Annotated in this window: 22 protein-coding genes; 9 read left to right on the forward strand and 13 right to left on the reverse strand. The window is 67.2% G+C overall.

Annotation, left to right across the window (positions count from 1 at the left end; all coding sequences use genetic code 11):
* Positions 1-121: 121 nt before the first annotated feature.
* Positions 122-748, reverse strand: a complete 627-nt coding sequence (gene lepB / locus AC5P7E_RS03595; RefSeq protein ID WP_099531056.1) for a signal peptidase I — start codon at positions 746-748, stop codon at positions 122-124.
* A 175-nt stretch (positions 749-923) separates the two neighbouring features.
* On the opposite strand from lepB, the gene AC5P7E_RS03600 reads away from it, so the two are divergent.
* Together AC5P7E_RS03600 and AC5P7E_RS03605 are read left to right on the forward strand one after the other, a co-directional pair.
* Positions 924-1,325, forward strand: a complete 402-nt coding sequence (locus tag AC5P7E_RS03600) for a hypothetical protein (protein WP_005407647.1) — start codon at positions 924-926, stop codon at positions 1,323-1,325.
* A gap of 3 nt (positions 1,326-1,328) precedes the next feature.
* The gene (locus AC5P7E_RS03605; protein WP_004153636.1) at positions 1,329-1,775 is read left to right on the forward strand and encodes a 3-dehydroquinate dehydratase; all 447 of its coding nucleotides are present in this window, start codon (positions 1,329-1,331) and stop codon (positions 1,773-1,775) included.
* A 380-nt stretch (positions 1,776-2,155) separates the two neighbouring features.
* Here AC5P7E_RS03605 and dcp read toward each other — a convergent pair whose 3' ends face one another.
* The 3 genes from dcp to arfB all read right to left on the reverse strand — a co-directional run bounded on the left by dcp (position 2,156) and on the right by arfB (position 5,462).
* Positions 2,156-4,312 carry a peptidyl-dipeptidase Dcp gene (dcp, locus tag AC5P7E_RS03610; RefSeq protein WP_065183506.1) on the reverse strand — a complete coding sequence of 719 codons (2,157 nt, stop codon included), beginning with the start codon at positions 4,310-4,312 and terminating at the stop codon, positions 2,156-2,158.
* A gap of 111 nt (positions 4,313-4,423) precedes the next feature.
* Entirely contained in the window at positions 4,424-5,026 is a 603-nt protein-coding gene (locus AC5P7E_RS03615; protein WP_005407645.1) for a lysophospholipid acyltransferase family protein, read from the reverse strand.
* Between the two features lie 4 nt (positions 5,027-5,030).
* Complete coding sequence (gene arfB, locus AC5P7E_RS03620) at positions 5,031-5,462, reverse strand: alternative ribosome rescue aminoacyl-tRNA hydrolase ArfB (RefSeq protein ID WP_005407644.1); 432 nt, start codon at positions 5,460-5,462, stop codon at positions 5,031-5,033.
* A 133-nt stretch (positions 5,463-5,595) separates the two neighbouring features.
* Here arfB and AC5P7E_RS03625 point away from each other — a divergent pair, with 133 nt between their 5' ends.
* On the forward strand, positions 5,596-6,123 hold the full coding sequence (locus AC5P7E_RS03625; protein WP_005407643.1) for a DUF2059 domain-containing protein: 528 nt from the start codon (positions 5,596-5,598) through the stop codon (positions 6,121-6,123).
* 76 nt (positions 6,124-6,199) lie between these two features.
* Here the strand turns inward: AC5P7E_RS03625 and AC5P7E_RS03630 are convergent, their stop codons facing one another.
* Both AC5P7E_RS03630 and AC5P7E_RS03635 read right to left on the reverse strand, forming a co-directional pair.
* Positions 6,200-6,940, reverse strand: coding sequence for a pseudouridine synthase (locus AC5P7E_RS03630; protein ID WP_005411909.1), 741 nt, complete (start codon positions 6,938-6,940; stop codon positions 6,200-6,202).
* Positions 6,941-7,095: 155 nt separating this feature from the next.
* Positions 7,096-7,683, reverse strand: a complete 588-nt coding sequence (locus AC5P7E_RS03635) for an O-methyltransferase (protein ID WP_114618794.1) — start codon at positions 7,681-7,683, stop codon at positions 7,096-7,098.
* A 165-nt stretch (positions 7,684-7,848) separates the two neighbouring features.
* Here AC5P7E_RS03635 and AC5P7E_RS03640 point away from each other — a divergent pair, with 165 nt between their 5' ends.
* From AC5P7E_RS03640 to AC5P7E_RS03655, 4 genes are read left to right on the forward strand one after another with little or no spacing between them, the layout of a single operon-like run.
* Positions 7,849-8,460, forward strand: a complete 612-nt coding sequence (locus AC5P7E_RS03640) for a PIG-L deacetylase family protein (RefSeq protein WP_043035697.1) — start codon at positions 7,849-7,851, stop codon at positions 8,458-8,460.
* Positions 8,460-9,599: a glycosyltransferase family 2 protein gene (locus tag AC5P7E_RS03645; protein WP_043035696.1), complete on the forward strand. Its 1,140-nt coding sequence runs from the start codon at positions 8,460-8,462 to the stop codon at positions 9,597-9,599. Before AC5P7E_RS03640 ends, AC5P7E_RS03645 begins: the two co-directional genes overlap by 1 nt.
* Positions 9,586-10,191: an LbetaH domain-containing protein gene (locus AC5P7E_RS03650; protein WP_197590925.1), complete on the forward strand. Its 606-nt coding sequence runs from the start codon at positions 9,586-9,588 to the stop codon at positions 10,189-10,191. The genes AC5P7E_RS03645 and AC5P7E_RS03650 overlap by 14 nt, the downstream gene beginning before the upstream one ends.
* 4 nt (positions 10,192-10,195) lie before the next feature.
* Positions 10,196-10,981: a YaiO family outer membrane beta-barrel protein gene (locus AC5P7E_RS03655; protein WP_114618792.1), complete on the forward strand. Its 786-nt coding sequence runs from the start codon at positions 10,196-10,198 to the stop codon at positions 10,979-10,981.
* A gap of 52 nt (positions 10,982-11,033) precedes the next feature.
* Here AC5P7E_RS03655 and ubiB read toward each other — a convergent pair whose 3' ends face one another.
* Together ubiB and AC5P7E_RS03665 are read right to left on the reverse strand one after the other, a co-directional pair.
* Positions 11,034-12,689, reverse strand: coding sequence for a ubiquinone biosynthesis regulatory protein kinase UbiB (gene ubiB, locus AC5P7E_RS03660; RefSeq protein WP_114618791.1), 1,656 nt, complete (start codon positions 12,687-12,689; stop codon positions 11,034-11,036).
* Positions 12,686-13,321: a ubiquinone biosynthesis accessory factor UbiJ gene (locus AC5P7E_RS03665; RefSeq protein ID WP_005411902.1), complete on the reverse strand. Its 636-nt coding sequence runs from the start codon at positions 13,319-13,321 to the stop codon at positions 12,686-12,688. Before AC5P7E_RS03665 ends, ubiB begins: the two co-directional genes overlap by 4 nt.
* A 427-nt stretch (positions 13,322-13,748) precedes the next feature.
* Between AC5P7E_RS03665 and ddlA the strand changes: the two genes are divergently transcribed.
* Positions 13,749-14,843: a D-alanine--D-alanine ligase gene (ddlA, locus tag AC5P7E_RS03670; protein WP_059034202.1), complete on the forward strand. Its 1,095-nt coding sequence runs from the start codon at positions 13,749-13,751 to the stop codon at positions 14,841-14,843.
* A 76-nt stretch (positions 14,844-14,919) separates the two neighbouring features.
* Here ddlA and AC5P7E_RS03675 read toward each other — a convergent pair whose 3' ends face one another.
* From AC5P7E_RS03675 to oleC, 3 genes are all read right to left on the reverse strand, one after another.
* Positions 14,920-15,075 (reverse strand): DUF1328 domain-containing protein, encoded by a 156-nt coding sequence (locus AC5P7E_RS03675; RefSeq protein ID WP_005407633.1) that lies wholly within the window; start codon positions 15,073-15,075, stop codon positions 14,920-14,922.
* An 81-nt stretch (positions 15,076-15,156) separates the two neighbouring features.
* Positions 15,157-16,149, reverse strand: a complete 993-nt coding sequence (gene oleD, locus AC5P7E_RS03680) for a 2-alkyl-3-oxoalkanoate reductase (RefSeq protein WP_114618789.1) — start codon at positions 16,147-16,149, stop codon at positions 15,157-15,159.
* A complete protein-coding gene (oleC, locus tag AC5P7E_RS03685; protein ID WP_114618788.1) occupies positions 16,146-17,804 on the reverse strand; it encodes an olefin beta-lactone synthetase in 1,659 nt (552 codons plus the stop codon). The genes oleD and oleC overlap by 4 nt, the downstream gene beginning before the upstream one ends.
* Positions 17,805-17,908: 104 nt before the next feature.
* On the opposite strand from oleC, the gene AC5P7E_RS03690 reads away from it, so the two are divergent.
* The gene (locus tag AC5P7E_RS03690; RefSeq protein WP_005407630.1) at positions 17,909-18,340 is read left to right on the forward strand and encodes a YkgJ family cysteine cluster protein; all 432 of its coding nucleotides are present in this window, start codon (positions 17,909-17,911) and stop codon (positions 18,338-18,340) included.
* 114 nt (positions 18,341-18,454) lie between these two features.
* Here the strand turns inward: AC5P7E_RS03690 and AC5P7E_RS03695 are convergent, their stop codons facing one another.
* Complete coding sequence (locus AC5P7E_RS03695; RefSeq protein WP_043034983.1) at positions 18,455-19,345, reverse strand: alpha/beta fold hydrolase; 891 nt, start codon at positions 19,343-19,345, stop codon at positions 18,455-18,457.
* A 94-nt stretch (positions 19,346-19,439) separates the two neighbouring features.
* A complete protein-coding gene (locus AC5P7E_RS03700) occupies positions 19,440-20,456 on the reverse strand; it encodes a 3-oxoacyl-ACP synthase III (RefSeq protein WP_004135358.1) in 1,017 nt (338 codons plus the stop codon).
* Between the last annotated feature and the right edge of the window lie 21 nt (positions 20,457-20,477).

Genomic DNA, 20,477 nt, shown 5'->3' on the forward strand with positions numbered 1-20,477 from the left:
GGATCGATGGGCCGGTGGGGCGGCCGGGCGTGGGAGGGAACGGGCCCAGACTAGGCCCGTCCATCCAGTCGATCCATAACCCGATAAGTCAGGATTGATATGCCTGACGTATTGATTCAGCTTAGAGACGCTGCCACTCGAAACCGTCGCCGCGGCGGTAGTACACCGCCACCGCGCGGCCGTAGACCTTGTCGGCATCTACGAAGCCGAAGAAGCGGCCATCGAAGCTGTTGCCACGGTGGTCGCCCAGCACCAGCACCTTGCCGGCCGGTACCACCAGATCGGCGATGTCCGGACCGCCGCCCATGTCCAGGTCCAGGCGGGCATGGCGCTCGCCGAAGGCTTCCACATCCTGCAGGTCGGCGATCTGCAGTGGCTGGCCATTGATGCTCAGGTGGCCCTCGCGCATCTGCACATGGTCACCGGCCACCGCCGCCACGCGCTTGATCAGCCGGGTGCCATCGGCCGGCGAATCGAATACCGCCACTTCGCCGCGCTGCGGCGTGCCGGTGGACATCAGTTCCCTGCTGGTGAATGGCAGGCGCAGGCCGTAGGCGCGCATGTCCACCACCACCCGGTCGCCGGGCTGCAGGGTCGGCTGCATCGAACCGCTGGGCACCACGTAGTGGTTGGCGAGGGTATCGCGGGCGGCGGCGAGCAGGCCAAGCATCACCAGCAACGGCAGCGCCTCCTTCTTCAGCCAGGCCAGCGCGCGATCGGAAAAGGGAGGGCGGGCAACGGCGTCCATGGCAGGCTCCGGGTGGGTGGTAGCTGCATCAGACCACACACGGGGGGAGAGGTTCCCGGTAGTGCCGGGTTACGCAGGTTTTACGCGCGGGACCGGCCGCGGGCATCGCACCTTTACGGCCAGCGCGCGCATCGTGTGCCCACCGCGCCGCAGGGCGCATTCCGCAAGGTGTTGTATGACCCTCCTGGTGATCCGCCACGCATCTTCGTCCGCGCCGCGCCCGCAATTGCCGGCGCAGCTGAACGGCCATCGCGTGCTGTGCAGCGACTGCGCCAGCCTGTCCGAAGTGCGCCAGTGCCTGTGCCAGCCGCAGGCGCGTTCGGCCGACTGGGTGCTGCTGGATGTCGGCGTGGCCGACGAGGCGCAATGGCAGGCCGAGGGCGGTGCGCTGCAGGCGGCGCTGGAACGGCTGCCGGCGCAGTACATCGAGTTGCAGGCACCCAGCGAGCCCGGCCTGGAGGCGCGCCTGCGACTGCAGCATGGCCCCGCGGCGGTGGTCATCGACCAGCGCAGCCAGCAGGCCGGTTATCCGTTGTCGCTGGCCATCGTCGGCCGCCGCCTGGCGCAGGAGGGCTGAGCCATGTCGATCTTCATCATCCGTGGCCCGGAAGCCGCCGGTGCGCTGATCCGTACCGCCATGCCGCTGCCGGCACCGGTACTGAAGTCGTTGGTGCACCGGGCGATCGACGCCGGCACCAGCGTGGCGATACGCGCCTGCGGCTCGGAACAGGAACTGCTGGACGCCCTGCGCGTGGCCGACCACAGCCGCGGCGAGGTGACGCTGCTGGACCCGGGTGCGTGTGCAAACAGCCTGCGTCTTCAGCGCCTGCTGCCCTACCTGCACAACGCCTACGTGGAAGTACATGACGACGGCGCGGTGGCCGAGCCGTGCCTGCCGGCCGGTGTCGGCCAGCGCCTGGGCATCGCCGCCGGGTACGGTGCGCAGAGCTATGTGCTGGCGCTGGACATCGCGCTGGATCACCTGGGGCTGGCCGAACAAGCCAACCGGGTACACGTGGGGACGTGATGGCCGGGCTGTGCCCGGCACCCGGTAGTGCCGGCCGCTGGCCGGCAACCTCAACAGCAACAGCAACAGCCAAAGCCGGTTTCCTGGGGGATGGCGGGGTGGGTCCGGTTGCGGAGACGCTGCAAGTACGTCCCTGTAAGCTTGGCCGCGGCATCCATGCCGCGGACACCCCCGCAACCGGACCCACCCCGCCTTCGACAGATCTCCGCGAACTGTCGGAACAGCATGGCCTGCTTTTGGTAGGTGTCGACCTTGGTCGATACATGGATCCACGCCATGCGTGGATGAGCGGCAAACTGCGGAATCTGTCGATGGTATCGATTCAACGAAAAACGGCGGGGTTTCCCCCGCCGTTATTTCTTTCGTACTCCAGGTCGCGCTTATTTCAGCCCGCGGAACTTCAGCAGCGGTTCCACCGACGGGTCCTTGCCGCGGAAATCGCGGTACAGGGTCGACAGCTCCACGCTGTTGCCGCGCGAGAGGATCTTGTCGCGGAATTCCTGGCCATTGGCGGCGGTCAGGCCACCGTGTTCGGTGAACCACTGGTAGGCGTCATGGTCCAGCACTTCCGCCCAGAAGTAGGCGTAGTAGCCGGCCGAGTAACCGCCACCCCAGATGTGGTCGAAGTAGGTGGTGCGGTAACGCGGCGGCACCTGCGGCAGGTCGACCTTGAACTTCTTCAGCGCGCTCGCTTCAAAGGCGCCGACATCCTGCAGCGGCGCGTCAGCCTTCTGCGTGTGCCAGGCCAGGTCCAGCAGTGCAGCCGACAGGTACTCGGTGGTCGCATAGCCCTGGTTGAAGCTGCGTGCCTTGAGGATCTTGTCGACCAGCTCCTGCGGCATCGCCTCGCCGGTCTTGTAGTGCTTGGCGTAGTTGGCGAACACCTTCGGGTCCAGCGCCCAGTGCTCGTTGAACTGCGACGGGAACTCGACGAAGTCGCGCGAGGTGGCGGTGCCGGCGATCGACGGATACTTCACGTTCGAGAACATGCCATGCAGTGCATGGCCGAACTCATGGAACATGGTGGTGACGTCGTCGAAGCTGATCAGCGCAGGCTGGCCGGCGGCCGGCTTGGTGAAGTTGCAGACGTTGTAGACCACCGGCTTGGCGCCGGTCAGGCCGTCCTGCTCGACGAACACGTCCATCCAGGCGCCGCCGGACTTGCTGTCACGCTTGAAGTAGTCGGTGTAGAACAGGGCCAGCGAGGTGCCGTCCTTGTCGAAGACTTCGTACACCTTCATGTCCGGGTTGTAGGTCGGAATGTCGGTACGCGGCTTGAAGGTGATGCCGTACAGCTGGGTGGCGGCGTAGAAGACGCCGTTCTGCAGCACGTTGTCCAGTTCGAAGTACGGTTTTACCTGCGACTCGTCCAGATCGTACTTGGCCTTGCGCACCTGCTCGGCGTAGAAATCCCAGTCCGAGGCGGCAACCTGGAAACCGCCCTTCTGCGCGTCGATCACCTTCTGGATCTCGCCGGCTTCGGCGCGGGCCTTGGCGGTGGCGGCCGGCACGGTGTCGGTCAGCAGCTTCAGCGCGGCGGCCGGGGTCTTGGCCATCTGGTCGCCCAGCTGGTAGTCGGCGAAGGTGTCGAAGCCAAGCAGCTTGGCCTTCTGCGCACGCAGCTGGGCCAGGCGCTGCACGGTCTGCCGGGTGTCGTTGGCATCGCCGCGCTCGGCGCGGGTTTCCGAAGCCTTCAGCACGGCGGCACGCTGGTCGCGGTCACTCAGCGAGCCGAGCACCGGCTGCTGGGTGGTGTTCTGCAGCGGCAGCAGGAACTTGCCATCCAGCTTGCGCTCCTTCGCTGCGTTGGCGGCGTTGTTGATCGCATCCTCGTCCAGGCCGGCCAGCTTGGCCTTGTCGTCGACGACCACGGCGGCGGCCGCGGTGGCAGCCACCAGGCGAGTATGGAACTGGGTGGAGAGCGTGGTCTCTTCCACGTTGAGCTTGCGCAGCGATGCCTTGTCGGCGTCGGACAGCTGTGCACCGGCGCGCACCAGGCCATCGTAGTAGTGCTCGACCAGGCGCTTCTGCACCGGATCCAGTTCAAGGGTGTCGCGCTGGTCATAGATCGACTTCACGCGCGCGAACAGCTTCGGGTCGAGGTTGATCTCGTCCTGGTGCGCGGCCAGCTTCGGCGCCACTTCTTCCTGGATCTTCTGGCGTGCATCGTTGGTATCGGCCTGGACCAGGCCGAAGAAGATGCGCGACACGCGGGTCAGGGTCTCGCCGCTGCGCTCCATCGCCACGATGGTGTTGTCGAAGGTGGCCGGCTCGCTGCTGTCGGCAATCTTGCGAACGTCGGCCAGGTGCTGGCGCATGCCTTCTTCGAAGGCCGGCAGGTAGTCGCTGTCCTTGATCTTGTCGAACTGCGGCGCCTGGAACGGCAGCGTGCTAGCGCTCAGCAGCGGATTGGTGGAGGCTTCGGCCGGTTGCTGGGCCGGGGCTTTCTGGGCATCGGACACGGGGGTGGACTCCTTGCCGGAACAGGCCGCCAGCGCCAGGCTGATGGCGGCGGCCAGGACTACGGTACGCGACATGTAAAACGCTCCTTGGGCAGACGGTATGGAATACCAGCCCTCCACCCTACTCCTGTCGCGCTCGCCCGGCATGTGCCGGACGTGGCGTCTATGCGACGGCCTGCGACCGGCTCAGACCGTGCCGCGGGTCTTGCCGATCCACGGCCGGTAGAACTCGCGGATGGCGGCCATGTCGGCAGCATCGTCGCCGGTCGGCTGGAACAGCGGGCCGATGCCGATGGTCTTTTCCGGGTAATGGAAATAGGCGGCCAGGATCGGCACGTCGGCCATCCGGGCGATCTTCAGGAAGCCGGCCTTCCACTCCTTCACCGCCTTGCGGGTGCCCTCGGGGGTGATGGCGAACCACATCTTCTCGTTGTTGCGCAGCAGGTCCACCGCCTGGCCCACCGTGCCCTGCGGCGAGCTGCGGTCCAGCGGGATCACGCCCAGCTTGTGCAGCAGCGGCCCCAGCGGCCACCAGAACAGCGAGGCCTTGCCCAGCACCTTCACCTTCATGCCCAGCGCGATCTTGGCCGCCATGCCCCACAGGCCGTCCCAGTTGGACGAATGCGGCGCGATGATGAACACCAGGCGCGGGATGTCAGGCAGGGTGCCGGTCACCTTCCAGCCGCCCATGCGCAGGGTGCAGCGCGCCAGCCAGCGCAGGAAGGCATTGGGTTTGACCTGTGGCATCTGCGGCGGCACGGCCGGCAGCAGCGGAGTCGGGTTGTTCAAGCAATCACTCCCAGTCACGTGATGAGCGCCCGCGCTTGATCTGCGCGCGCCCGCGTTTGGCGTCCAGACGACGCAGTTTCGACCCGAGGGTCGGCTTGGTGGCCTTGCGCGGTTTGGGCACGCTCAGCCCGGCCTGGATGAAGGCCGCCAGCCGCTCGCGCGCATCCTCGCGATTGCGATCCTGGGTGCGGAAACGTTGCGCGTCGATGACCAGCACGCCTTCGCCGGTCATGCGCCGGTCACGCCGCGCCAGCAGGCGCGTGCGCAACGGTTCGGGCAACGAGGGCGAGTTGGCCACGTCGAAACGCAGTTCCACCGCAGTGGAGACCTTGTTGACGTTCTGGCCACCGGCACCGCTGGCACGCACGAACCGCTCGACGATCTCGCCGTCGGGGATTTCAAGCTGCGCGTTGATGGTGACCGGTCCACTGCCCATCCGCGCATTGTAGCGGCAGCCACGTGTCGGAGTGCGCATCGCGCGCCGTATGCCGCCGATCAGGTACCGAACACGCCGCCTTCGCCTTGGCTGCGGGTATGCTGGCCGTCCCATGTACCGCAGGAAGCTTCGCATGACCCGCTCCGCACCCGCCCTGCCCTCCCTGCTGCGCCGCGCCGCCCTGCTGCTGGCGCTGGCCGTGGCCAGTGTCCCCGCCCTGGCCGCGCCGCCGACCGATGGCGACATCAACCGTCTGCTGTCCGCGTCACGTGCGCAGAGCATGATCGACACCATGCTGCCGCAGATCGAGGCGATGCAGCAGCAGCAGTTCCAGCAGGTGGCCGCACAGCGCCAGCTCAATGCCCAGCAGCAGGAGCAGCTGAAGCGGATCCAGGCACGGACCAGCCAGACCCTGCGGCAGGCACTGTCCTGGCAGCAGCTGCGGCCGATGTACGTGGACCTGTACAAGAAGACTTTCAGCAAGGAAGACGTGCTGGCGATGGCCGAGTTTTACGAGAGCGCGGCCGGCCAGAGCCTGCTGGACAAGACCCCGGCCCTGATGCAGAACGTGATGGTGGCGATCCAGGCGCGCATGCAGCCGCTGTTCGCGGACCTGCAGAAGGACCTGGAAGCGATCGTCAACGAGCCGGAAAAGAAGTGAGGTCGTGCCGGCCGCTGGCCGGCAACCTCGTACGGTTGGGATCAGGCAGATGCCGGCCAGCGGCCGGCACTACCGTCTATAGGTCCACCTGCCAGCCGAACAGGTCCAGCGCCTTCTGGAACTCACGATCCAGCGGCGCACTGACATCCACGTTGCCACCCTCAGGATGCGGGAAGCGCAGGCGCTCGGCGTGCAGCAGCATGCGGTGCACGCCCTGCATGCGGAAGATGCGGTTGTGGCGGCCATCACCATGGCTGGTGTCGCCGATCATGTGATGCGACAGGTGCTTGAGGTGCCGGCGGATCTGCCGGAAGCGCCCGGTCTGTGGCTGGCAGCGCAGCAACGCATAACGCGAGCTGGTGAATTCACCGACCGGCACCGACAACTCTCCGGTGGCCAGGCGCTGGAAGTCGGTGACCGCCGGCTTTTTCACCGGTTTGCCCGGGCCGCCGTCCAGATCATGATCGACCTGCCAGGCGAGTTCGGCCGGCCAGCCCCGGCAGACGGTCAGGTAGTCCTTCAGCACCTCGCCACCCATCAGCGCCTTGCCCAGCGCACTGGCGGTCTCGCGGTCAAAGGCCAGCAGCAGGCAGCCACTGGTGGCCCGGTCCAGGCGATGCACGAGGAAGATCGGGCGGCCCAGCTGCTCGCGCAGGCGGTCGGCCAGGAAGTCGTCTTCGCCACGGGCCAGCTTGCTGTCGTGGACCATCAGCCCGGCAGGCTTGTTGACCACAGCCAGGCGCTCATCCAGGTGCAGCAGCTGCAGGGGCGCGGTTTCAGTCTCGACCGCGGCGAGGGTATCGGGTTCGGTGCTCACGGCGGGATTATCGAGGCTGGGCACTGAATACGGTAGAGCCGGCCGCTGGCCGGCTGCCTGCGGATCGTCTGGCTGCTGGGCTTGCCGGCCAGCGGCCGGCACTACCGGATCAGGCGCGGGCAGCACTACCGGATCAGGCGCGGGCAGCACGGCGGTCAGGCGTTGCGTACGGCCAGCAGCTCGCCGTTGCCCACCGGCACCAGGCTGGTGCTGAAGTTCGCGTCAGACTCCAGCAGCACGCGCAGCGGTTCCATCTCTCCCGCATGCGAGGTGGCGTTGTCCACCACCAGCAGGCCACCCGGCCGCAGCACGCGGCGCAGCTGCGGCCACCAGCCGGCGTATTGCCCGCGGTCCGAATCGAGGAACAGCAGGTCAATGCTGGCATCGGCGGCCTCTGCCAGCCACGGCCCGGCATCGCCGTGGACCAGCGTGATGCGATCGGCCAGGCCACTGCGCGCGAAGGTGTCACGCGCCATCGCCGCCTTGTCCTCGGCGTATTCCAGCGTGGTCACGTGGCCGTCGATGGCGGCGGCGGCCTCGGCCAGCCACAGCGTCGAATAGCCGTTGGAGGTGCCGATCTCCAGTACGCGGCGCGCAGTGCCGAAGCGCACCAGCACCGCGAGGAATTCGCCCGTATCTGGCGTGATGTTGAGCATGCGGCGGCCGCGTTCGACTTCACGGGCGTCGTTTTCGGCACCGAAGTGGGCCAGTTCGTTCTTCAGTTCCGACAGTTCCAGGGCCATTTTCCGCTGAGCTCGCCATGACGCAGCGTCCATTCTTACCCGAATCCCGGAATTTCGTATGAATCCTAGAGCTGCTGCATTTTCACGCTGAGATAGTTTCCGCCTCCTTCGCGCGGGGACAGCATGCCTGGCCGCCGCGCACCCGGCTTCCGCTAGGACACGGCCATGACATTGAACATTCTGGCAATCGGTGCCCATCCAGATGACATCGAACTCGGTTGCGGTGGCAGCCTGGCAAAGCTCGCTCGCGCCGGCTCACGCATCCATGCACTGGTACTCAGCCGCGGCGGCCGGGGCTGCCACGCCGGCATCGATCGCAGCGATGAATCGCATCGCGCCCTGCGCCGGCTCGGGGTGGCCGAGGTGATCCAGCAGGATTTCCCGGACACGCGATTCCCCGCCTGCCGCAACGACATCATTGCGTCGATCGAACAGGTCTGCACGCTGATCGAACCAGGCCGCATCTACACGATGTGTGGTGAGGATCATCACCAGGACCATCGCACCGTTCACGAAGCGTCGATCATCGCCTGCCGCCACATTCCGCAGATCCTCTGTTATGAGAGCCCCAGCACCCTGCCGCAGTTCGCGCCGCAGGTGTTCGAGGACATCAGCGCGCAGCTGGAGCTGAAGATCCACGCGCTGCGCGAGCATGCCAGCCAGGGCGATCGCCACTACATGCAGGAAAGCCACCTCCGCTGCCATGCGCAGTTCCGTGGCCAGCAGATCGGCATCGGTCCCAGCGAGGGCTTCCTGCCCTACCGTCTGGTGCTTTGATGAAGACGCTGTTGTTCCTGGCCATGTGCGCTTTCATCCTGGTACGAATCTGCGTGCAGGCCTCGCGCCGGCCCAGCACCCGCCTGTACAGCATCGACGCGATCGTGCCGGCCTACAACGAAGCCCCATGCCTGGAGCGCTCGCTGGCCAGCCTGCTGGAAAACCCGTACGTGGCGCGGGTGATCTGTGTCAACGATGGTTCCACCGACAACACGGCTCAGGTGCTTGATGCGCTGCAGGCGCGCTGGCCCGGGCGCCTGGTGGCCGTGCACCAGGCCAACACCGGCAAGGGCGGTGCGCTGATGCACGGGCTGCAGCACGCAACCGCCGAGCAGGTGTTCCTGACCGATGCAGATACCCATATCGATCCGCGCAGCCATGGCCTGGGTTATCTGCTGGCCGAGATCGAGCGCGGCGCCGATGCGGTTGGCGGGGTCCCCTCGTCCAGCCTGCAGGGCGCCGGCTTCCTCCCCCATGTGCGCGCCAGCCTGAAACTGCCGATGATCGTGATCAAGCGCAGCTTCCAGCAATGGCTGGGCGGCGCACCGTTCATCGTTTCCGGCTCGTGTGGCCTGTTCCGTACTTCGGTGCTGCGCAAGGTCGGATTTTCCGATCGCACCCGCGTGGAAGACCTCGACATGTCCTGGTCGCTGGTTGCGCAGGGCTATCGGGTTCGCCAGAGCATCCGCTGCGTGGTCTACCCGCAGGAATGCAACACGCTGGTGGAGGAATGGCGGCGCTGGCGACGCTGGATCGTCGGCTATGCGGTATGCATGCGCCTGCATCGCCACCTGCTGCTGACACGCTTCGGCATTTTCAGCATCCTGCCGATGATGCTGCTCGCCCTGGCCGGCATCATGCTGTCGCTGCAGGTATGGTTCGGCGCGGCCCGGCTGCACGGACCGGGTGGCCTTGCCCTGTCGGTGATGCCGCTGTTCTGGACCGGCATCGTCATGCTGCTGGCAGTGATCAGTGCCATCCACCACCGACGCGCGTGGCTGGTGCCGGCGGCGGCCTTCTCGATGCTGTATGTACTGCTCGCCTATGCGATCTGGCTGTTTCATGGCCTGGCGGGGCTGTTCACCGGCCGCGAACCCGTGCGCGACAAACCGACGAGGTACCCGCATGTGGTGGAATGACCTCGCCGCGATGGCCGAGGCACTGTCGACACTTGCGCCCCACACTGATCCCCACGCGGGGGTCTCGCCACGGGCCACCCTGCAGGGCGCCGTACGGATCGGTGCCGGCAGTCGCATCTGCGACGGCGCCCATGTCCAGGGTCCGGTGTCGATCGGCCGCGACTGCCTGATCGGCAACAACGCACTGCTGCGCGGCCCGCTGTGCATCGGTGACGGCACGCGTATCGGCTTTGCCAGCGAACTGAAGAACGCACGGTTGGGCAACCAGGTCAGCATCGGCCCGCAGTGCTTCATCGCCGACAGCCGCATCGATGACCGGGTCTATCTCGGCGCCCTGGTGCGTACCAGCAACCATCGCCTGGATGGGGCAACGGTCACCGTCCACATCGACGACACCGTCATCGACAGCCAGCGCGACAAGCTCGGCGCCTGGATCGGCGAAGGTGCCGCGCTGGGCGTCGGCGTGATCATCCTGCCCGGCCGCATCGTCGCGCCGGGAAGCCAGTTCGGGCCGCGCATCACCGTGGAACGAAACCTGCCGCCCGGCCGCTACCGGCTGCTGCAGTCATTGCATTCCCAACCCCTGGAGTAACCCCATGCGATTGATCATCCGTGGCGCACTGCCATGCGCCCTGCTGCTGGCTGTCTGCAGCGCCCACGCCGGCGTCGACCGTGTCACGGTGCAGCTGGACCATGCCGACTACAGCGATGGCTTCGGCAAGCGCGACGTACAGACCGTGGACGTGGCCGGACGCAGTGGCGGCAGCCGCTGGCACCTGGGGTTGGCCCATGGCGAGCGTGACTACGGCAGCAGGCGATTCAGCGGCAACCGCATGCAGGGCTCGCTGCACCATCGCTGGAGCCCGCGCCTGTCCACCCGCACCGCTGTCACGGCATCCAACGATGATCCGGTGTTCGTCAACCGCCAGGTCAACCAGGACATCCAGTGGAAAGTGACACCGCAGACCGTACTGAGCGTGGGCGGCAAATACGCCCAGTACCATGCCGGCGCCCATGTGAGCGGCTGGTCGGTGGGTGCCTCGCATTACTTTCCGCGCGTGACTGCCTCACTGCGCCACGAGCGGCACCGCCAGTCCAATGGACCGGATGGGCATGGCACCACACTGTCGCTGCGGCTGAAGGATGGGCAAGGCCGTGGTTCGACCCAGCTGTGGCTGGGCAGCGGCACGTCCGGCTATACCGCCGAGTCCGATCCGCTGCTGCTGCGCGAGCACGATGCACGGCGTGCCTTCCTGCGCCGCAGCCAGCCATTGGGTGAGCATCTGGTGCTGGACGTGGGTATCGGCAAGACCTGGCACAAGACGCGCCTGGACAGCTTCCAGAGTGTGCAGTCGCACCTGGGCCTGGGCTACCACTGGTGAGCCTGTAATTGATCGGCGGCGTACCGTGCCGCCGATCTTCAATCTGCCGGGGTCAGCGCCACCACGCGCGCACCAGCGCCACCACGCCGACCGCACCGGACAGCCAGCTCCACGCCGGCACGTCGCCCCAGTACCAGCCCGGCGGCTGCAGCACATACATCAGTGCAGCGATGGCGAGCAGGCCCACACCGGTGATCGCGCCAACGGCGCGCTTCTGCAGGCGCTGCAGGCTGGCGTCGAGCGCGACCAGATCGCGCGAACGCATCGCCAGTTCGTGGCGGCCTTCCACCTGCTGGGTCAGCCAGGCGTGCACCAGCCGCGGCATGTCCGGCGCATGGGTCATGATTTCCGGCAGGCGCTTGCCCAGCTCGCGCACCACCCGGCGCGGGCTGTAGCGCTCGCGCAGGATCTTCGCCAGCACCGGCTTGGCCACCGCCCAGATGTCGATCTGCGGGTCCAGCTGGCGGCCGACGCCCTCGATGTTCAGCAGGGTCTTCTGCAGCAGGATCAGCTGCGGCTGCAGCGTCAGCTGGTAACGCTGGGCCACCCGGAACAGCTTCATCAGCACTTCGGCCAGCGAGATCTGCGACAGCGGACGGGTGAAGTACGGCTCGCACACTGAACGCACGGCCGCTTCCAGATCGTCGATGCGTACGTGGTCGGGCATCCAGCGTGCCTGCACGTGCAGTTCGGCGATGCGGCGGTAATCGCGGTTGAAGATGGCCATGAAGTTCTCGGCCAGGTAGTACTGATCTTCCTGCGAGAGCTGGCCCATGATGCCGAAGTCCAGCGCGATGAAGCGCGGATTGGCACGGCGCGCCGGATCGGTGTCGACCCAGATGTTGCCGGCGTGCGCATCGGCGTGGAAGAAGTTGTCGCGGAACACCTGGGTATAGAACACCCGCACGCCCTTGGCGGCCAGCGCCTTGCGGTCGATGCCGGCCTTGTCCAGCGCAGCGATGTCATCGGACGGAATGCCCCAAACACGCTCCAGGGTCAGCGCGCGCTCGGCGGTATGGCTCCAGATCACTTCCGGCACGTACAGGTCGTCGCTGTTTTCCCAGAAGCGGCGCAGCACGCTGGCATTGGCGCCTTCGCGCTGCAGGTCCAGCTCGGCGGCCAGGGTGTTCTCGACCTCGGCCACCACTTCGCGCGGCCGGATCTTGTCGGCGCGCGGATGGGTGCGCTCGACCAGGGCGGCCAGCGAATTGAGCAGGGCGATGTCGGCGTCGATCTGCTTCTCGATGCCCGGGCGAAGTACCTTGACCACCACCTGGCGGCCATCGGCCAGCGTGGCCGCATGCACCTGCGCGATCGAGGCCGAGGCCAGAGGTTCGGTGTCGAAGCTGGCGAAGGCCTCGCTGACCGGCAGGCCGAGCGCGTCCTCGACGATGCGGCGCGCGGTCTCACCATCGAACGGCTTGACCCGGTCCTGCAGCAGGGTCAGTTCGTTGGCCACGTCCGGCGGCACCAGGTCGCGGCGGGTGGACAGGATCTGGCCGAACTTGACGAAGATCGGGCCGAGATCCTGCAGCGCCAGGCGCAGGCGCGCACCGCGCGACTGCGAGGCGATGCTGGCCGAGGCGCGCGGCACGAACGGCTTGGCCAGGCGCAGCCAGCGCTCGGCCGGCGTGTCCTGCAGCAGGTCGTCGAGGCGGTAACGCAGGATCACCCGGCCAATGCGGCTGGCCCGCAGCACGGCCTTCATGCGGCACCCCGCAGGCGCTGCACGCGTGCACCAAGGCGCTCCACGTCATCGCGCAGCACATCCACGTCGTCGTGGAAGGCATCCAGCTCGGCGCGCGGCACCACATCGCGCGACTCCTCGGTGATGAACTCAGCGGCGCTGTGGGCCAGGTCGATCGCCCCCTGGCGCGCGTGCTGCAGGGCGCTGCGCAGGGTGTTGGCGACCTGCACGCCCAGTACTTCGCCGAATACGCTGACGAAAGGCTGCTGCCAGTCCGGATCGAAGCCCTTGGCCAGCTGCTGCAGGCGGCGCGCCAGCTCGGCATCGCCGGCCACGCGCACGCGGCCCTTGCCGTTGTTGTCGCCGCGCCGCGCGTTGGCCAGCAGCGGCAGCTGCGCCAGCACGCCGGCCAGGCTGCTGCGCACGGCCAGGTCGGCTTCCTGTGCATCCACCGGGCCGACCCGCAGCTGGTCGCCGTCGACGCTGATGCGCATCGCCAGCGACGGCGCTTCCAGGGTCAGGTCGATATGCCGGCCGTCGAGGCTGGCCAATGCATGGCGGGTATCCGGATCCAGCGCCAGCGCGCGGTTCAGGGCGATCTGCAGGGCGCGGCCAGCGACCGGCTTGAGGGACTTGAGCAGGGAGAGAGCCATGTGTGCATTCTACCTGCGTGGGTGGGGGGCTTGGGCCGGGCTGCCGGGCTGCCGGGCTGCCGCCCGGCACCCGTGGTAGTGCCGGCCGCTGGCCGGCAAGATCAACATCAAAAGCTGGCTATCCGTGGGATGGCGGGGTGGGTCCGGTTGCGGGGGACGCTGCAAGTACGTCCATGTAAGCTCGGTCGCCGCATCCATGCGGCTCACGCCCCCACAACCGGACCCACCCCGCCTTCGACAGTTTCCTGTCGTCCGTGGGGTCGGATCCCGTTGTAGCGCAACGGGCTCCGACCCCTGTTGATGGGCCATGAGGACGGTAGATCCACGCCATGCGTGGATGGATTTGTGGTTCATCTGTGCCTCACGCGGAGGGCCGATGAAGGTTCATGCTATGGGGCCACGCAACGCACAGGACATCGCATTCCCCATGGCACGGACCCGGGTTGGCATTATTTTCGGGGGCAAGTCTTCCGAGCACGAAGTTTCGCTGCAGTCGGCGAAGAACATCCTCGATGCGCTTGATCGCGAGCGCTTCGAGCCGGTGCTGGTCGGCATCGACAAGCAGGGCCAGTGGCATCTGAGCCAGCCGGATACCTTCCTGATCAATGCCGATGATCCGTCGCGCATCGCGCTGCATCGCTCGGGCCAGTCGCTGGCGGTGCGCCCGGGCGCCGAGCAGGCGCAGCTGCAGCCGTCCGATACGGCCAGTGCGCTGGGCCAGATCGATGTGGTGCTTCCGATCGTGCACGGGCCACTGGGCGAGGACGGTGCGCTGCAGGGCCTGCTGCGCATGGCGAACCTGCCCTTCGTCGGTTCGCCGGTACTGGGCTCGGCGGTGGCGATGGACAAGGACGTGACCAAGCGCCTGCTGCGCGACGCGGGGCTGCAGGTGGCGCCGTGGCTGTGCATCCGTCGCCATCAGGCCGCGGAGGTCGATGCCGATGCGGTGATCGCCCAGCTCGGCCTGCCGCTGTTCGTGAAGCCGGCCAACCAGGGTTCGTCGGTGGGTGTGAGCAAGGTCAAGGATGCGGCGGGCTTTGCCGAGGCACTGGCATTGGCGCTGCGCTACGACCACAAGGTGCTGGTGGAATCGGCGGTGGTCGGCCGCGAGATCGAATGCGCGGTGCTGGGCAACGAGCACCCGCAGGCCAGCGTATGCGGCGAGGTGGTGGTGCACGACGAGTTCTACGCCTACGACACCAAGTACATCAATGCCAATGGCGCTGACGTGGTGGTGCCGGCCGACATCGACGCCGCCACCCAGGCGCGCATCCAGCAGATCGCGCGGCAGGCCTACCAGGCGCTGGAGTGTGCGGGCATGGCGCGCGTGGATGTGTTCCTCACCGCAGACGGCGAGATCGTCATCAACGAGGTCAACACGCTGCCGGGCTTCACCCGCATCAGCATGTACCCGAAGCTGTGGGGCGCCAGCGGTGTTGACTACACCACGCTGATCACGCGCCTGATCGAACTGGCGCTGGAACGCCATGAGGCCGATCGCGGGCTGCAGAGCGCTGTGTAACGTGGTGATCGCCCGCAGAGTCGAGCATGGCTCGACTCTGCGGAAAGCGATGCCGGCCAGCGGCCGGCACTACCGGCTAGCCTCGCTTGCGGAACATCGAGATCACCGCAAGGATCAGGAACACCACGAACAGGATCCAGGCGATGTTCGTTGCGGCGCCGGCGATACCGGAGAAACCCAGAACGGCGGCGATGATGGCGATGACAAAGAAAATGATGGCGTAATGCAGCATGGCGCTCCTCGCGGGTGGTCGAGCCTTGGATGGCGTGGGTCCATCCTCCCGATCCTGCGGTGTGCAACCAGTGACGGCGATCTAAGCAGCAGATGAAGCCTTCAGCCTGCGCAGCCCTTCTTCGATGCTGACCTGCGGCACATAGCCGAAGTCACGGCGGGCGGGCTCCATGCTGTACCAGTGCGGCGTGCACAGCTGTTCGGCCAGGAACCGGGTCAACGGCGGCTCGCCACGCAGGCGCAGCAGCGGCCACAGCCGCTCGCAGATGGCGCCGATACGGTACGCGGTCTTGAAGCTGATCGCCTTGTCCACGGTCGGTGCACCCACCGCCTGCAGCAGCTTGTTGACCAGCTCGCGCATCGGCAGCGGTTCGCCGTTGGAAATGAAGTAGGCCTTGCCTGCACATGCGGCACCGGGCGCCAGTGCCTCGAAGGCGAGGAAGTGGGCAAGCGCGGCGTTGTCGATGTAGGTGGTATCGACCTTGTTGCTGCCATCGCCCACGAGGCGCAGGCGGCCCTGTCGTGCACGTTCGGCCAGGCGCGGTACCAGTTGCTGGTCGCCAGGGCCCCAGATCAGGCGCGGACGCAGCGCCACCGTCGCCAGCGAGGCGTCATTGGCTGCCAGCACGCGCTGTTCGGCAATCGCCTTGGTGGCCGCATAGGGCGCCTGGAAATCTTCGCCGTACGGCACCTCGTCGGCGCCGAGGCCTTCCACCGGGTGGGTGGCCCGGTGCGTCACGCTGGGCGTGGAGGTGTAGACCAGCCGGCCGATACCGTGCGCACGGCAGGCGGCGATGACGTTGTCGGTGCCGACCACATTGGCCTGGTGGTAGCTGTCATAGCTGCCCCACGCACCGGCCTTGGCACCGTTGTGGAATACCGCATCGACGCCGGCCACCGCATGCAGGACCGCCTGCGGGTCGGCCAGGTCGCCACGGATCTGGCCCACGCCCATCACCTGCAGCTCCGGGTAATGGCTGCGGTTGAACGCCAGTACCTGGTGGCCACGTTTGACCAGCCCGCGGCACAGCGCCTGGCCAAGGAACCCACCACCACCGGTGACCAGGATCTTCATGCGCGCTTCTCCAGTTCGACGCTGGCCCAGACGGCGAGCTTCTCGCGGCCGATCTTGGCGTTGTGACGGATATCGACGGGGAACGCCGGATGCACCAGGAAGTGCTGCAGGCCGGCCTCAGGCGTGCGCGCTGCGGCATGCGCACGCAGCGCTTCCTGCAGCGCCGGGCTGTCGGACTGGCCGCGCAGCAGTTCCACGCACAGCACCGGCACCTGCGCACCGGCGGCGCCGACACCGACCAGCGCGGTGCGCGCCACGCCTGCGACGGTGTTGAACACCGGCTCGACCTGTTCGGTGTACAGCGGTCCGCGCGCGGCTTCCACGCGCTGCGTCTTGCGCCCGCAGAACCACAGGCGACCCTGCGCATCGAAGTAACCGACGTCGCCCATGCGATGCACCACGCGGGTGCTGCCATCGGCCAGCGTCTCGCGGATCTTCGCTGCAGCCGTGGCCTGCGGGCGGTTGAAGTAGCTGTCGGTGGCGGTCGGGCCAGCCACCGTGATTTCTCCCACTTCGCCAACCGCCAGCACGCGCGCCTGCGACCAGTCGGCCAGCGGCGCGTCATCGATGGCGATGATGCGCACTTCGTTCGGCGCCACCACGCTGCCCACGCAGGTGCCGGCACCGGCCTCGGTGGCGGCGCGCGTGCGTTCCAGCTCGCGGCCTTCGACCACCGCCACCGGCAGGCACTCGGTGGCGCCATACGGCGTCCAGAACTGCGCGTCGGCCGGCAGCAGGCTGCGGATGGTGGCGACCACGTCCGGCGGCACCGGCGCACCCGCCGAGGTCACCCGGGTCACCGTCGGCAGCGGCCGGCCATGCTTCGCCAGCACCCGCATCAGCGCCGGCGAGCCGAACAGCTGGGTCACGCCGAAGCGCTGGATGGCGTCATGCAGGCGGGCCGGGTCGGCCTGTGCCGGCCGGGTCGGGTCCATGTCCGGGATGACCGAGGTCAGGCCCAGCGCAGGATCGAACAGGGCGAACGGCGGGAAGGTCGGCAGGTCCACCCCGCCCGCTTCCATGCCGAAGGCGCTGCCCAGCAGCTGGATCTGGCCGACGAAGTGGCGGTGGCGGTAGACCACGCCCTTGGGCACGCCGGTGGAGCCGCTGGTGAACAGGATCGCGGCCATGTCCTCGCCGTCGGTGGCGGCCAGCATCGGCCCACCCTTGGCGCCGGCGCGCTCCAGCGCGGCCAGCGTGGTCCCGCCCCAGCCGAGGCGGCGGCCCACGGTCACCAGGCGCGCCGCCGAGGGGGCCCAGCGCAGCACCAGCCGCGCCACGTGCGCCAGCGGAATGCCGATGAAGGCCTCCGGCTGCGCCTCGTCCAGGCACTGCTTCAGCGCGCGCCTGTCGATGCCCGGGTCGACCAGCACCGGCACCGCGCCCAGCTTGAACAGGGCAAACATCAGCAGGAAGAACTCCGGCGACGGCCGCACCATCACCACCGTGCGCACTCCACGGCCGATCCCGTAGCCGGCCAGGCCGGCCGCCATGGCGTCGCTGCGGGCGTCCAGCTGGCGGTAATCCAGGGTCACGTCGTAGGCGGCCATGCCGTTGCCGGCGCCACGGCGGCCAGGGCAGCGGATGGCGATCTGATCAGGCCGTTCACGCGCCAGTTCAGGCAAGCGGGCGGCAATATTGCAGGGTCGGTTCATCCGTTCATTGTCGCCGCTTACGGAATTTCTTGCGCGGCGGCCCACTTCGTGGAAAATCCGCACCCTCGTTCCTGATTCCGACTGCCGCCCGAGGCGGCTTGCCCATGCAACATCCCTGCATGACCTGCGGCGCCTGCTGCACCCAGTACCGCGTGGCCTTCCACTGGATGGAATCAGACGAGGTCACCCCCGGCGGCGTGCCGCACCAGCTCACCGAGGTGCTGGACCCGCACCGCCTGTGCATGCGCGGCACCCATTCCAAGCCGGTGCGCTGCGTGGCGCTGGATGCGCAGATCGGCGTGTATTCACGCTGCACCATCCATCCCAACCGGCCCAGCGTGTGCCGCGAGGTGGATGCATCGTGGGAGTACGGCAAGGCCAGCCCGCAGTGCGACAAGGCGCGCATCGCCTATGGCCTGGATCCGTTGACGCCGGCCGACTGGCGCTGGCGCGATGACGCCGACAACGACGACGACCATCCGGACGACAACGGCAACAGCCCTTCCTCGCCGCCGCAGGCGCCGGTCGCCGCGTAATGGTAGTGCCGGCCGCTGGCCGGCAACCTCATCAACCGTTCGGGTGTGCCGACCAACGGGCGGCGCCCACCGGAAGAGGAAGGGGTGGGTGCCGACCGTTGGTCGGCACACCGATCAGATCGGGTTCTTGTCCAGAAAGGCGCGGATCTCCGGCACCAGCACCTCGTGCTTGTCTTCCAGCACGTAATGCCCGGCATCCTCGAACGCATGTACCTGGGCCCGCGGCAGCGCGGCCTGGAAGCCCTTCAGGAAGTGGTGGTCGAACACGAAGTCGCGCAGGCCCCAGCCGAGGAAGGCCGGCCGGTCGGCGAACGACGGCAGCGCCTTGCCGGCACGCTCCAGCAGCGACCACGCCTTGTCGGCCGGCGACAGCGGGATGTCCTGCATGAAGCGGATGGTGCTGATGCGGTTGGCCCAGCTGTTGTACGGCGACACGTAGGCGCGGCGCACGTCGGCCGGCATCTTCCGCTCCACGCCCAGCCACGAGGCACCGGAGGAGAACGCGTTGAAGGTCCGGATGATCCACTCGCCGATCTTCCAGTGGCGGCCCAGCGCGATCTGCCACGGCATCTTCTTCGCCGCCGGCATCGGGAATGCAGCGGTATTGAGCACCACCAGGCGCTTGACCTGGTCGTGGTGCGACAGCGCCCAGCCGAAACCGATCATGCCGCCCCAGTCGTGCACCGCCAGGGTCACCGGACCGGTGATGCCCAGGTGCTTGAGCAGCGCATCGAGGTCGTCCACGCGCGACTGCAGCGTGTACTCGTAGCGGCTGTCATCGGGCTTGTCCGACAGGCCCATGCCGATGTGGTCCGGCACGATGCAGCGGTACGTGTCCGACAGGCCGGCGACCAGCGTGCGCCAGTAATAGCTCCACGACGGGTTGCCATGCACCATCACCACCACCTCGCCGTCGCGCGGGCCTTCGTCGAGATAGTTCATCGACAGGCCGGGGCGTACCTCGAAGCGCTGCGGGTGGGCGGGGTAACCGGGAAGCTGGGACATCGGATCGCACCTGTAGAAAGGGCCGGTAAACCGGCCCTTGAACACTTGGAAAAATCATCGCTGCCCGTCGTGCAGCAGGTCAGCGGTGACTCTTTTACCAGACCACTTCAGCCATCGAGCAGTTCAGGCCCGAGCCGATACCCAGAAGCGCGATGCGATCGCCCTTCTTCAGCTTGCCCAGCTGCTTGAGCTTGCTCAGCACGATCGGCACCGAGGCCGGGCCGATGTTGCCGTGCTCGCCGAAGATGGTCATCACCTTCTTCGGGTCGATGCCGAAGTTCTTGATGAACGCGGCGGTGTGCGGCTGGCTGACCTGGTGGATCACGAACTGGTCCAGCTCTTCCACGGCCCAGCCCAAGGCGATCTTGGCAGCGGTGAAGGTCTTCTGTGCCAGCTTGATGCCTTCGATCAGCAGCAGGCGGGTGTCGGTGACCATGCGGTCCAGGTTGCCCAGGCACAGCTGGTTCCACTCGGTGGCCGAGCGCGTCACGCCGCCCTTGTAGCGCGGCGCGTCCGGCACCAGCTCCGAGCGCGCCATCACCATCGCCGCGGCACCCGAACCGGTGGTCAGGGCGGCCAGCTCGTTGCGGAAATCGTCAGCGGTGACGTCCGGGGCGGTCATGCGCTCCAGGGTCTTCTCGTACACCAGGTTGGCGGTCTCGCCGTCCACCACCAGCGCGTAGTCGATGTCGCCGCGCTCGATCATGCGCGCGGCGATATCCATGCCGTTGATGAAGGCCAGGCAGGCATTGGCGACGTCGAAGGTCATGCACTCGTCGCTGACGCCGAGGTTGCCCGAGACGATGGAAGCCGTGGACGGCTCCAGGTAGTCGCGGCTGACCGAGGTGTTGACCAGCAGGCCAACCTGCGTCGCATTGATGCCTGCGTCTTCCAGTGCCTTGCGGCCTGCCATGGTGGCAGCGTCGGACGCCAGCACGCCGTTGTCCCACAGGCGGCGCGCGTGGATGCCGGCGATGTCGCCGAGCACGTCGGTGCGGATACCCAGGCGATCCAACGTCGGCTGCAGGCGTTCGTTGATTTCCTTGGTGGTCAGCGTATGCGGCGCGTCGACGTGTGCCAGGCCGGCGATCGAGACATTCTTGAAGAGCATCGAGGTTAGCGCCAAGGCTCA

Source organism: Stenotrophomonas sp. YJH_SMC_25 (assembly GCF_059369595.1).

Coding starts and splice junctions, on each gene's coding strand:
- AC5P7E_RS03645 (WP_043035696.1), top strand. CDS start 8,460: ATGAAGACGCTGTTGTTCCTGGCCATGTGCGCTTTCATCCTGGTACGA.
- lepB (WP_099531056.1), bottom strand. CDS start 748: ATGGACGCCGTTGCCCGCCCTCCCTTTTCCGATCGCGCGCTGGCCTGG.
- AC5P7E_RS03650 (WP_197590925.1), top strand. CDS start 9,586: ATGTGGTGGAATGACCTCGCCGCGATGGCCGAGGCACTGTCGACACTT.
- AC5P7E_RS03600 (WP_005407647.1), top strand. CDS start 924: ATGACCCTCCTGGTGATCCGCCACGCATCTTCGTCCGCGCCGCGCCCG.
- AC5P7E_RS03655 (WP_114618792.1), top strand. CDS start 10,196: ATGCGATTGATCATCCGTGGCGCACTGCCATGCGCCCTGCTGCTGGCT.
- AC5P7E_RS03695 (WP_043034983.1), bottom strand. CDS start 19,345: ATGTCCCAGCTTCCCGGTTACCCCGCCCACCCGCAGCGCTTCGAGGTA.
- AC5P7E_RS03635 (WP_114618794.1), bottom strand. CDS start 7,683: ATGGCCCTGGAACTGTCGGAACTGAAGAACGAACTGGCCCACTTCGGT.
- arfB (WP_005407644.1), bottom strand. CDS start 5,462: ATGGGCAGTGGACCGGTCACCATCAACGCGCAGCTTGAAATCCCCGAC.
- AC5P7E_RS03640 (WP_043035697.1), top strand. CDS start 7,849: ATGACATTGAACATTCTGGCAATCGGTGCCCATCCAGATGACATCGAA.
- oleD (WP_114618789.1), bottom strand. CDS start 16,149: ATGAAGATCCTGGTCACCGGTGGTGGTGGGTTCCTTGGCCAGGCGCTG.
- AC5P7E_RS03690 (WP_005407630.1), top strand. CDS start 17,909: ATGCAACATCCCTGCATGACCTGCGGCGCCTGCTGCACCCAGTACCGC.
- AC5P7E_RS03605 (WP_004153636.1), top strand. CDS start 1,329: ATGTCGATCTTCATCATCCGTGGCCCGGAAGCCGCCGGTGCGCTGATC.
- ubiB (WP_114618791.1), bottom strand. CDS start 12,689: ATGAAGGCCGTGCTGCGGGCCAGCCGCATTGGCCGGGTGATCCTGCGT.
- oleC (WP_114618788.1), bottom strand. CDS start 17,804: ATGAACCGACCCTGCAATATTGCCGCCCGCTTGCCTGAACTGGCGCGT.
- AC5P7E_RS03675 (WP_005407633.1), bottom strand. CDS start 15,075: ATGCTGCATTACGCCATCATTTTCTTTGTCATCGCCATCATCGCCGCC.
- ddlA (WP_059034202.1), top strand. CDS start 13,749: ATGGCACGGACCCGGGTTGGCATTATTTTCGGGGGCAAGTCTTCCGAG.
- AC5P7E_RS03625 (WP_005407643.1), top strand. CDS start 5,596: ATGACCCGCTCCGCACCCGCCCTGCCCTCCCTGCTGCGCCGCGCCGCC.
- dcp (WP_065183506.1), bottom strand. CDS start 4,312: ATGTCGCGTACCGTAGTCCTGGCCGCCGCCATCAGCCTGGCGCTGGCG.
- AC5P7E_RS03700 (WP_004135358.1), bottom strand. CDS start 20,456: ATGCTCTTCAAGAATGTCTCGATCGCCGGCCTGGCACACGTCGACGCG.
- AC5P7E_RS03665 (WP_005411902.1), bottom strand. CDS start 13,321: ATGGCTCTCTCCCTGCTCAAGTCCCTCAAGCCGGTCGCTGGCCGCGCC.